Raw genomic sequence first — 12,911 nt, 5'->3', positions numbered from 1 at the left:
CCATCCAGCCGCTTACACAGCGAAATGCAGCGTCTACTTTTCCGTTCCACCGGTGGTGACGACGACACCGGTGGAAGCGCCCGCGGGGCCGGATATCTTCTTCAGAACCACGACATCATCATCGTCCGGATCACCGATCTCCACCCACAATCGGGGAGATTTGAGCGATCCCCCTGCCGCGAATGTCGCCGATGATCCGTCCTCGTCGATGCGCAGATCTATTTGAGATGAACCATTCTTCCGGTACGGCATGATGATCCACTTGCCGCATCCGGTGAGTCGTTCCCGCAGGTTGCGTGATCCATCCAGCCAGTCGGCTCGCAAATCCGTCGCGCAGAATCGCCCGTCGGCGGAGACGTCCAAGCCTCCGTCATCGCCCGTCCATTTTCCCACCACATCCTCCTCGCTCATCCTGAGCGAATCCGGAGCAGCGGAGCCGCACGCGACCGCGCAACTGCACAGGATGGCAATGAAAACACTGCGCAACCGATCAGGCTTCATGGCATACCCTCACTCGTACCATCGGACGTCCGGATGGCCGTCGAACTCCCGCACCCGACCCTCTTCGTCACCGGTAACTGCGATGTGAGACACCCCCGTCCGGAGCGTACGAGATGACCTCCGTAAAGTTGAAGGAGACCTTCACGTTACCGGCCGCAATAGTCTTCGGAACCATACTGGCCAGCACCTCGGAACTCTTCCCGTAGGAGACGAAGTGAAGGAAGGATGCTGTATTGAGATCGGTCTTCCCGGAATATGTCACAGTGAGCGAGCGACTGTTCTTCGAGTCCGCGACCCCACCCGAAACCTCGTTCACCTGGTAGGTCATCTGGTAGGACCCGAGGAGACCCTGAACCTCGCGTGGCCCGTCTCCTATGATCATCGAGAGAACGTCGGCCCCGCCATTTTGCACCTTGTCTTTGGGGCTCATTTTCGCGAGGGAGTAGTTCACGGTACCGGACATCTTCGTCGCCTCGCTGTTGTAGCGCGCCATGATCTCCTGGCGGGCATCGGCGAGATGCGAACTCTTTTCCAGGAGAGCGACCATGTCGCTGCCGTCCGAGTATCTGTACTCCATGTCCCCGCGACCCAAGAGCCAAGCAGTCACGAGCGTGAATTTCGAGGAATTCTGTCCGGTGCACTCGTAGTCGAAAATCAGGCAAGCCGGCTTCTCCGAGAACGGGATCTCCGGAAGAAGCTCCCTGAGCTCCATATAAGTGATGGGCTGCATCTTACCTTCGGCCACGAATTTCGGACACATGACCGGTCCACACGTCGACCTGTCGGCGAGTTGCGTGCCGGATCCGGTCCTTTTTCCGGTTCCGTTCCCGGTCGTTTTGTTCCCGCCGGTATCGACCGGCGGGTTCGAAGGAGCCGGGGGGTCGATCGAGGCGCCGGCCGGTCGAGAAGGCCTGACGTCCTTGCAGTCGTTGACGCCCAGGATCGCGCACACCTCACCTGCACCGCTCGGATCGTCGTACGTCAGTGGAGAGTTGCTGGCGTAGGTGTAGCCGTGGATCTGCTGGATATCGGTGAGATCCATGAGCGGGTCGACGCTGATGAACCGACCGAGCGTGGGGTCGTATTCACGAGCACCGACGTGGGTGAGGCCGGTCGTGTCCATGGACTTGCCCAGGAAACCCTTGTCGTCCGGCCATTGACCATTCGCCTGTGTGGGTTGCGATCCTCGGGGCTCACCGAACGGCTTCGACTGACGACGAGTCGCCGTCAACGTCCCCGCGTCCAGTGTGCTGGTGGCCGTGCCGTGGCTGTCCGCGGCCATGTAGGTGAGTGTTCCGTTTCCGGAGCGGACGACAGTCGCACCCCCCGGCGTCGGATAGTAACGGGTGCCGACCACCGGACCACTGCCGTCGGTCTTGGTGGCGAGTTCGTCACTGCCGAGGTACAGCGTGGTCTTGCCGGCTTCACGACGAATGATTCGATTTCCGTCCGCGTCGTAGACATAGTCGCTGACGGCACTGCTTTCCGAGACGACCTTGGCGAGCTTGTTCTCCTCATTCCACGTCAGCACCTGCTTTTTACCGTCGGTGCCGAATCGAGTTTCGGTGTTACCGGCGGCGTCGTAGGTGATTTCCCGGCTCACCGGTTGACCACCGCCGATCTTGACCGTGACCGAGTCCAAGGTATGTGTACGGGTGACACTCGGGACCGAGCGATAGCCGTATTCCGTGGAGACGTTCTTCGTCGGGTCATCCGCGGCGTCATGCTCGACGAGCTTGATGCGATTGCCGACCATGTCGTAGTCGAACGTCTGCCAGTATGCGTTCGGACCACCGGCCGAGTTCGTGCTCGGAGTCGAGGCGGCACACCCGCCGATGCCCGGCACGCTGGGCGCGGGAGCGACGGTGACGCCGGCCGTATCGGTCCAGGCCTCCTTCAACCGCCGCGAGCCGTCGTAGGCGAAGCACTGGGTGTCCGTCTGCATACCGTCGCGAACGGTTTTGATGGAAGTGACGTCACCGGACGGCTTGTACGTGTACGAGGTCGCGTCCACGCTCGCGGTGGTTGCGGTCTCCTTGTCCCAGTTCGTCGTCAACAGCCGGCCGGTCGCCGGGTCGAAGCTGCTCGTGAAAGCCGCCTGGCGGGGCTGAGAGCCGAGAATCGCGCGAACATTACGCCCGAACACGTCGTAATTCGACCAATTGAGATACGAGTCACCTGTCGTACTGCCGAGCGTGCCCAGCTGGCCCGTGCTCTTGTAGGCGTACGTCACCGCCTCGTCCGGAAGGCCGCCGACGGCAGGCATGTAGGCATACGTCGGCCGACCGGTGAGCGACTCGTAGGAGGTCTGGGTCTCGTAGACTCCGGCGAGCTTTCCCTCTGCCGCTGGAATTGTCACCCGAGTACCGGTGGGACGATACGAGTCCGCGTCGAATCCGGTGATCTCGGAGACATACTGCGCCCCGGATGCGCCATCGACGTAGCGCGTCGATTTGTCCTTCTGGCCCTTGGCGAGATTGTCGTAGGACCAGGAAGCGAGCAGACTTTCCGGCTTGGCCTCCGCGCCCTTGTACAGAGCGTTCTTGCGCCCTCGGGAGTCGTAGGTGTAGGTGATCTTTTGACCTCGGGCATCCGTGGTACCGGTCACGCGACCCATTTTGTCGTACGTCGTGTCGGAGGCGCCCTTGTCGGGGTCGTCCGTATGGATCGTCCGACCCATGAAGTCGTACCGATACGACCACGTGTTGCCGCCGGCATCGGTGACGGTCTTCAATTCCTCACGCGGCGTGTAAGTGTACGTGATCTTCGAGTAGACGCCGGTGGGAACACCGCCGTCATACTCGCGAAGTTCCCTGATCTTGCCACGAGCATCGGAAATCGAGAGTGTGGCGACACCTCCTCCGGGAGGCGTTACGGCGACTTGATCCGCACCCTGATATGCCGTCCGGGTCTCCCATTGCTTCACCGACAACGACGAGAAGGACTCGACCGTCTTCCGCCCTTGGCCGTCATAGACGTTGGCGCTCTGTGCGGGAACTTCGTTGTCGTTGGCAATGAAAAGCGATTTGGTGGGTGCGGAGGTATTGTCGTAGTAGGTCTGATTGGACTTGAGCACCCGACCCAGGCTGTCGTAGAAGGTGTCCGCGATCAGACGACCTGACGCGCCGTTGCCGGTGTCGGTCTGGGTCTGGCGTGCCTGGAGGAATCCGCCGACGATGCTGTGGGACGTGGCATACGTCGCGTCCACCCGCATGGTCTTGGTAGTCACCACCGACGGCACGGACTTGCTGATGTCGTATGCGAACTGCAGATCGGCATTGCCCGACTTGGGATGGCCCGGCTTCCATACCGCGAGCAGACGGCCGAGCGCGTCGTATTCCTGCTCCACGACCAAGCCGTTCACATCGACGCTCTTGATGGGCAGGCGACGCGAGCCTCCGACCTCTTGGACCGTGCTCCAGCCGTTGGAATCGGTGACCGTCGTCCTGATCGGGAGCGCGCCCACAGCCGGTTCATAGGTCGTAAGTGTGACCCGATTCTCCGCATCCGTCGCCTTGACCGTACGGCCGTAGGCGTCGAACTCGGTCTTTGCCGTGGTCAGCCAGTCGGGTGTCCCATCGGCTTTGTATGCGATCGCGGCCTGGGTCGAGGTGACGTCGCCGATCGTACCGACCTGCCCCAGGGGCAGATTGTCGTACGAGGTGCGAGCGAGCCCGTAGACGGTGGCAGCGGTCGCGGTGGTATCGCAATCGCCGACGACGGAGGTCACCTCGGTAGGCCTGCCGATGATCCAGGCCGTGGTGTTGTGCGCGTAACTCGTCTTGGTACAGAACGGGTCGAGCGCGTCGGCGTAGTCCGCCTTGGCTACCGCCAGACCGTACGTGGGGTCGTATGTGGTCTCCGTGCGAGTCTGGCGCCAGTTGACGCCGTCGGCGAGCAGGCTGCGGGAGCGGCTCTGGCCGGTGCGCGTCTTCCGGGCGGTGAGGTCCGGCAGGTCACGTGCCCGCTTGTGCGTCGCGGTGACGGCGGACAGCCACGGCTTGTCGGACTTGGTCGCGACGACCTTGTTGCCGAGTTCCGCGCCGTCGTAGGTCTGCGTCTCGTAGCCGAAGCCATGCAGGTCGTTGGTGTCGGTGATCACGGTGCCGGCGGAGTCGGTGACGCTCACCGCGCGCTTGGTGCCGTCCTTCTTGACGTCGCCGTCCATGCCGCGCAGGAACAGGGACTTGGACTGGGTGATCTTGTCCGGGGCGACGCCGGATCGGGTGATCACCTCGGCATAGCCACGGTAGTCGTTCCAGGTGCGGCGGTCCTTGGACTTGGGCTTGGCGGCTTCCTTGTCCTCGGTCAGTTCGGTGTCGTCGCGGTGCCAGGCCGCGCCGCCGACGTACTCGTAGCGGGTGGACTTGTCCGGCGTGTGGGTGGTCGGGTCCTGTTCGGTGACCTCGGCGACGGTGTACTTGTGGAACCAGTGCAGGACCGGGTCGGAGTCGCTGTAGCTCCACCAGACCGGGTAGCACGCCTTGGTGTTGGTGTCCGGCGTCGGCAGGTTCGCCGTCGTGCACTCGGCGGCGTTGAAGCGGAAGGTGGTCGATCCGCCGGTCTCGTTGGTGATCGTGGTGATCCGGCGGCGGTTCATCGGCGGGGCCATGTCGCCGCCCGCGTCCACGCGGTTGGGCATGAACGTGCCGGTGAAGTCCAGGGACGGCATGTCGATCTTCTTCGAACCGTCGTAGCCGGTACGGGTGATCGACTTCAGCCACAACGTCGCGGTCGAGCCGTCGCCGGGATCGGGGTAGTCCTGACCCAGGGCAAACTCGTCCACGGTTTGATAGTCGGCACCCGCCAGGATCTGAGTGGTGATCTTCGTCAATCGTCGAGTCGACCAGAAGGTGGGCGAGTGCTCCTCGCACGTGCCGCTCGCGGCGCACACCTTGTCGATCGGTACATCCGGCCACTTCGCCGCGTTGGCCTTGGTCATCTTGGCCGGATCGCAGTCGAACCCGTCCTTCTTCAGGCAGCGTTCCGCCGTATCGAAGACGATCTGCGCGGTGGGTCGCGTGCTGTCGGCCTGCTTCGATCCATATGTGATCCTGGCCAGTGTCCCGCCGCGGGTGTACGGGGTCACAGTCCCGGAACCGACCAGAATCGCCCCACGCGTGTAGTTGTTCTTCTCCTCGTTGTACGTGTACGTGACCATCCCCCCGCGGGCGTCGATCACATAGTCGAGGTTCCAACGCCACGCCTGCTGACACCAGGAAGCGTCGAAACCCGACGCCTTGTTGCACGGCTCACCCGAGTCGTTGCCGTATATCGGCGCCGTCCACGTCGAATTCGTGGCAGGGCCGGTGCCGGTGGCCGGCTTGTGACCGACCCCGAAGAAGTACTGCACTCCGTCGGTGGTGGTCAGCTTCCAGTGCTCGCCGTCGTCGTCGCCGTTGCTCGCACCGGTCAGCAACTCGATACGGGAGCCGTCGTCTTCGGCAAGGCGCCACACCTTGGACACGTCATCACGCAGCAGCGTGGAGGAACGCCCGTTCAACGACAGAGTCAGGGAGTTCTGGTTCGACCAGCACTTCTCACCGGACTTGTCCTGACCGTCCTTGGCGCACGCCTGGTAGGTGCGTTCGACGAAACCAGGCGAATACTCCCAACCTTCGCCGATCCAGGATGCCTGGTTATTCGTGGAGGTGCCCTTCCCGTCGATGGCACCCGAGTTGTAGGCGAGCGTGAGTTGCGGAGCTGTTCCACCGATGGCAGCCGGGACCGCGATGGGGTACGTCCACGACATGGAGCCCGTGTTGCCACCTGCCGTCCACGAACCGGATGCCGCCAGTGAAGTGGCCTTGTAGTCGCCGGACGGACCGGAGTCCGCCGCAGCCACCGCGAGGACCATTCGGCCCGTGGAAGTCGCCGCCAACTCCACCGACGCGCTCACGTTGCGGGTCGTGGGGTTGTTGCGGGATGTGGTGATCGGGGTCTTGGTGCGGCAGGACGGTTGGTCCGGGGTGGTGAGGGCGCACTCGGGGAGGGCGAACAGGCGCAGCCGGGTGGACCAGTCGGCGCCGAAGGCATCGCGGAAGCCGGCGTAGTCGACCGAGACGGTGACTCGGCCGGCGTCGGTGCGGCCGTCCGTGCGGGCGACGCTCAGAAGCACGCCGTCGACGCCCGCCTTCTCCGCGGCGGCGCGGTCGCCGACGGTGACCCGTACCTTGCCGGGTGCGGCAGCCGTCGCGTTCGGGGTCGCCGGCGCGGCGCGGTCGACGAACGGCGACGGTGCGGACGACGGGGTGGTCACCCGGATCGGGCTGTCGGCCACCCTGCCGTCCGAGGGGGCCGCGTACAGGGCGGAGAATGCCGACGAGCGCGGCGCGGTGGCCTCCGGGGCGGGCACGGCCTCGGCGTCGAGTGCCTTGGGCCACGTGACCTTCGCCGGCTTCCACGACCCGTGCCCGTCACCTGCCGGCGCCCGCACGTTCGGCTTCGGCGCCGCGACGCCCTTTACCGGTTTCGTTGTGGGCAGCGGTCCCGGCGACCACTTCGGTGCCCGGTCCTCCGACACGATCCACGACTGTGCCTGCGCCGGACCCGCCGCGGCGAGGAGGGCGAATACGGTTCCGGCCACCACGATTCCTCGGGCTCGCCGTCGTCCCGGTCCGCGTCTCGGTCGCGAGATACCACCGGCCTCCCAGGACCACATGCCTATGCCACGCACTCTGTCGACCGCCGTTCCCGCCCGCCACCGGCAGACGCAAGATCAGATGGGAAGCGCAACGTAGGGCGCGGAATCCCTTGCGGACAACGGCAGTTCCCCGGGCGGCTGTGATACCTGTCACTACAACTTCGCGGGCTCTTCAGATGTCCTCGGTTGATCGAAAGGGTGCAGCTGCTATCAAAAGCGGATGGTTAGTTGGCTTGCTTTCAGCCAAAGACCATTAGTCGACTCGGCCATATACATACCGTGAAGTAGGTCACAGGAGAGTCATGTTGCCGCCTCTCCACACCGGCCCATAGGTTCCGCGCATCTGTATGCGGGCCACCCGCCCCATTTCCCGCCAGGCACAGGAGACTTGCCCATGGGGCAGCCGCGCCCGCACGCCCGAAACCGTCCCCGTCGGTCGCCGACGGTTCGCGGATTGCCCGTGCCCGCGCTCGCTCCCCGCGTACTCGCCTACACCGCCGGGCAGTTCCCGCCGTGACCGCGGTAGGTACGTCCGCGTCCGGCTCCGCAACGAGGGTGCGCCGGAGCACACCGGCGCGTCATCCACATCCGGCCCATCACGCGCCGGCGTCGTCAACCCCGAGCAGGAGCACATCACATGGGGCATCCACCCCCGCGTAGCCAGCGAATACGTCCCAGCCTGTCGGCCGCCGTGTGCGGGCTGGTCGGGCTCACCCTCACCTGCGGTGTCCTGGCGCCCGTCGCCCAGGCCGCACCCGCCACGCCCGGCGCGTCCGCCGCCAAGCCCGTCGCCGCATCGGCAGACCCACAGGCGCCGACCCCCGCCGCCAAGGCCGAGGCGGAGCAGAGCGCCTCCGCCAAGGCCCGGGCCACGAAGCAGCCGGTACCGGTGCCGGCGCTGACCACCGAGACCGACACGGTCACCGCGCTGCCGGACGGCACGATGTCCCTCAAGCGGACCATCGTGCCCACCCGGACGAAGAAGACCGGCACTTGGGTCGACCTCGACGCGACCCTGCGCCCCTCCGCCGACGGCAGGGTTCGCCCGGTCAGCACCACCGACGACCTCGTCCTGGGCGGCGGCGGCAACGACATCCTCGCCTCGATCACCAGCAACGGGCGCACCCTCGCTTTGACTTGGCCCGGCACCCTGCCCAAGCCGGTCCTCGAAGGCTCGTCCGCGCTGTACCCGAGCGTGCTCCCGGACGTCGACCTCAAGGTCACCGCGGCCAAGCAGGGCGGCTTCGCCCACACCCTGATCGTCAAGACCCCCCAGGCCGCGAAGAACCCCAAGCTGGCCACCCTCAAGCTCGGCACCACCACCACCGGCGTCACACTCGCCGAGAACAGCGACGGCTCGCTGGTGGCCAAGACCGCCGACGGCGCGCCGGTGTTCGTCGCACCCACCCCGCAGATGTGGGACTCACGCACCACCCCCACCGACCAGGCCGCCGCGCGGTCGGCCATTGCGCAAAGTGCGCCGGCGGGCAACGTGCCACAGGGCGACCTGACTTCGGACGCGCACCGTCCCGGCGCACACGCCCGCACCGCCGACCTCGACACCACGGTCGACGCCAAGTCCCTGACCCTCGCCGCCGATGCCTCGCTGCTCACCGCGCCGGACACGGTCTTCCCCGTCTACATCGACCCCACCTGGGGCCGCTGGGCGGAGACCTGGGGCTGGGCCCAGTCGGCCTACCCCACCACGCCCGGTCGCGACAACACCAAATACCAGCCCGGCGTGGGCTACCAGCAGTGGCCGCCGGACAAGAAGGGCCTGGAACGCTCCTTCTTCCGCGTGCCCATCGGCCTGGCCGGCACCGACATCATCGGCGCCACCTTCAGCGTCAAGCAGGTCGACTCCGCCATGCACTCGTGCACGGACTCCCCGCAACCGGTCTACCTCAACCAGGTCACCGGCACCCTGGACAACTACACCAACTGGAACAACCAACCCGCCGGCAACCGCACCGCCTGGGCGAGCGGTTCCTTCCCCGGCTCCAGCGCCGACGACCACTGCGCCCCGCGCATGCTGGACTTCACCGTCACCGACCAGATCGCCGCACGTCTGGGCACCCCGTCGGTGATCCTGGCGGTGCAGGGCAACGAGAGCCAGGTCAGCAGCAACAACGGCTTCAAGCGGGTCTCCCGCGAGCCCGCCGACACCGTGCTCTCGGTCAACTACAACACTGTGCCGAACCCGCCGACCAACCTGCGTACCGACCCGGCGCCGATCAACGGTGCCGCGTCCGGGAATTGCGGCTACATCGGGCTGCTGAACCAGGACGTCGGGCGACTTCGCATGTTCGCCGACCGCAACGACCCCGACGGCGACGACGGCGACCTGTGGTTCGCACTCGACGAGATGACGGACACCGGCAAGACGGAGATCTGGAACAGCGGTTGGACCTCATGGGGACCCAACGGCGCCACCGGATCGGCCGACGTGCCCGCCGCCCTGCTCAAGGGTGGCAAGCGGTACCAGACCAGCGTCAAGGGCGGCGACGGACGGCGTCCCTCCGGTTGGACCGACGGCTGCGTGTTCACCGTGGACGGCACCGTCCCGACGGTGGGCGAGGTGACCAGCATCGACTTCCCGAAAAACGGCGGCAGCAAGACCACCGACAACACCGGGACGTTCTACGTCGATGCCGCCGACGTCGACTCCGGCGTCGGCCGCGTCGAGTTCGCCCTCAACTCGACTCTGCCGGTCGGCGAAGCGCCCGCCGCGACCTGGGACGAGCAAGTCGGCAAGTGGCGGATCACCGACCTGTACGTGTCCCGGTGGGGTACCAACACCCTCACGGTGCGCGCGGTGGACCGGGCCGGCAACCGCTCCCAGTCCTTCGTCTACGAGTTCTACGCGCCCGGCAACCCGAACGCGCGGACCGAACTGGGCGACATCAACGGTGACACCCGAATCGACATGCTCGCCGTGAACGACGCCGGCGATCTGCGGATGTACGACGCCGCCACCGACCCGACCACCGGCGGGCGCACCACCTCCCTCGCCGCCCAGGGACCGAAGCGGACCGCCACCAACGCCCCCACCTGGACCGGGGCTCTGGTAGCCCACCGCGGCGGCGCGGGTGTCACCAAGGACGACCTGTTCGTCCACGACGGCAGCAGCCTGTACGTCTACCGCAACAGTGACGGCTACACCGCACTGCCCAAGCCCGGATCGGCCAACAACGGCGGCCAGTTCTACGTCGCCGAGAACCGCGTGCTGGCCACCCGGCCGCCGCGCTGCCAGGTCGCCGCCACCAACCTCGCCTGCCCCGCCGGCACCCTCGCCGCCAACTGGACCAAGGTCAAGCAGATCGTCGCCCCCGGTGACGTCGACGGCGACGGCAGACTCGACCTGATCACCGTCGAAGGCGACGCCAACCAACTCTTCCTCTTCACCGGCAACGGCACCCCCGGCCAGTTCAACCCCTACGCGAAACTCCTCAGCACCGCCAACTGGGCCGACCGCGACATCATCGCCCCCGGCGACGTCACCGCGGACGCCCGCCCGGACCTGTGGGTCCGCGACCGCACCACCGGCAAGCTGTACCAGTACCCCTCGCACAAGATCTCCCCCACGCTCACCGACGTCGGCGCGCTGGGCGACGACAGCCGGCGGGTGCAACTCGCCGCCGACATGACCACCGCCGTCTATCCCGGCCTGCACGCGGACGGCGACCTGGACGGCGACAAGATCGCCGACCTGTGGGCCGAGGGCCCCGGTGGCAGCCTCTACCTCATCCGAGGCAACCCGGCAGGCAGCGCCACGGCCTTCGGTACGGCCCAGTTGCTGGCCAACAGCCAGACTCCGTGGACGACCTGCAAGCCGTTCGCCACCGCGTTCGACGCGTCGAAGACCTTCGACATCTGCGGTCCGATCCTGGCCAAGTACGAGGCCCTGGGCGGGCCCGGCGGCCCGATGCGGCTGCCCACCACACCGGTGCGGGAGGACGGCCAGGGCGGCAAGTTCGTCGATTTCCAAGGGACTTCGAACGATGCGACCTTCGGCTGCATCAACTGGTCGCCCTACACCGGCGCCTGGTTCCAGCACGGTGGCACCCGGCAGAAGTGGCTCGACAGCGGCGGCCTGACCGGGCCGCTGGGCTACCCGGTCTCGGACGAGATCACCGTCCGCGACGGTGCGGACCAGGTCGTGGGCTGGATCAGTCGCTACGGCGGTACCCCCGCGGGCGGGGCAGGTGCGGTCACCTGGGACGGCCGTACCGGCGCGCACGTCATCACCGGTCCGATCTACGACCGTTGGCAGTCGATGGGCGGCCCGCTCAGCAGGCTCGGGTTCCCCGAGATGGACGTGAGCCCGACCACGCTCAAGCCCGGCAAGTACGTGAACTTCCGTATCCCCACGGCCACCGCGAGTACGGGCTCGATCTACTGGTCGGCCGCGACCGGCGCCTGGCCGGTCTACGGGGCCAACCTCACCGTGTGGGCCGCGCAGCAATGGGAGGGCGGCTGGCTCGGCTTCCCCACCAGTGACGAGTACCCCGTCACCGGCGGCGTCCGAGGTGACTACGAAGGCGGCTACATCCGCTGGAACGCGTTCGCCGGCGGTTCCGCGGCACACCTCGCCAACGACAAGACGGCCGCCCAACGCAGTGAATTCGCCGGTGACTTCGACGGCGACCATCGCGCCGACGTGCTCACCGTCTACGACTTCGGCTCGGAGACCACGGGCTTCTACGTCGCGTCGGGCAACGCCGACGGCACCGTGGGCGCCCCCAGGATGGCGTGGGCCAGCCACTACGGTTGGTTCGACAGCACCCGGGCCAAGTTTGCGATCGGCGACTTCGACGGCAACGGACGCGCCGACGTCGGCGCGCTGTACGGCTACCCGAACGGCAGCACCCGGCTGTTCACATTCCTGTCCCGCGCCGACGGCACCTTCGAGGAAGGCGTCCCCAGCGCATACACGGCTCCGGGCAACTGGGAGTGGGCCAAGGCCCAGTTCCTGGCCGGCGACTTCAACGGCGACGGACGCGCCGACACGGCGATGATCTACGACCACGGGAATGAGGCGGCCGCCGCCTACACCTGGATCAGCAAGGTCGACGGCAGTGGCACCTTCACCGACGCGTTCGCGAGTTGGCAGAGCGGCCCCGGGAATTGGGTGCAGCCACGCGGGAAGTACGTGGCCGGCGACTTCGACGGTGACGGTCGGGCCGACATCGGCGCGATGTACGGCTACGGCGACCTCAATGGCGGAGCCGTCGCACTGTTCACCCTCAAGTCCCGCCCGGACGGCGGATTCAACGACCCGGTGAAGTCGTGGAACGTACCGGTGGGGAACTGGGAGTGGAACCGGGTCATCCTCTCCGCCGGCGACTACAACGGCGATCACCGCGCCGACATCGCCGCGACCTACGACTACGGAGGCGACACGACCGGCATCTTCACCTTCGCGGGCAACACCGACGGTGCCTTCACCAACGACGTGCGTGCCTGGAAGTCCGCCACCGGCACCTGGGACAGCAAGTGGGCCATGCCCACCTCCGGTGACTTCAACGGCGACGGGCGCGCCGACATCGGCGCCATGTACGACTGGAGCGACGGCAGCAGCACCTTCAACACGTTCCTCGGCAAGGCCGACGGCACGTTGGAGAATCCCTTCCAGGCATGGCGGGCGGCACCCGGTACCTGGTAACCACAGGGCAACACCGGCACACCCATGAGCGGCGGGCCCGGCACATCACGTGCCGGGCCCGTTCGCGTGTCCGCGCCTTGCGACGCCCGGCGGCCGCTGCCG

Annotated in this window: 3 protein-coding genes; 1 reads left to right on the top strand and 2 read right to left on the bottom strand. The window is 66.5% G+C overall.

Annotation, left to right across the window (positions count from 1 at the left end):
* Window positions 1-33: 33 nt before the first annotated feature.
* Both ACIBM5_RS09050 and ACIBM5_RS09045 read right to left on the bottom strand, forming a co-directional pair.
* Entirely contained in the window at window positions 34-501 is a 468-nt protein-coding gene (locus tag ACIBM5_RS09050; protein WP_396006160.1) for a hypothetical protein, read from the bottom strand.
* Window positions 502-568: 67 nt separating this feature from the next.
* Complete coding sequence (locus ACIBM5_RS09045; protein WP_396006159.1) at window positions 569-7,087, bottom strand: RHS repeat-associated core domain-containing protein; 6,519 nt, start codon at window positions 7,085-7,087, stop codon at window positions 569-571.
* 694 nt (window positions 7,088-7,781) lie between these two features.
* On the opposite strand from ACIBM5_RS09045, the gene ACIBM5_RS09040 reads away from it, so the two are divergent.
* Window positions 7,782-12,809 (top strand): FG-GAP-like repeat-containing protein, encoded by a 5,028-nt coding sequence (locus ACIBM5_RS09040; protein ID WP_396006158.1) that lies wholly within the window; start codon window positions 7,782-7,784, stop codon window positions 12,807-12,809.
* Window positions 12,810-12,911 lie beyond the last annotated feature (102 nt).

It is taken from the genome of Embleya sp. NPDC050493 (assembly GCF_044458105.1).
GTDB lineage: Bacteria > Actinomycetota > Actinomycetes > Streptomycetales > Streptomycetaceae > Embleya.
Note: the sequence above shows the minus strand (reverse complement) of the source record. Positions and strands in the feature narration are given on the sequence as shown.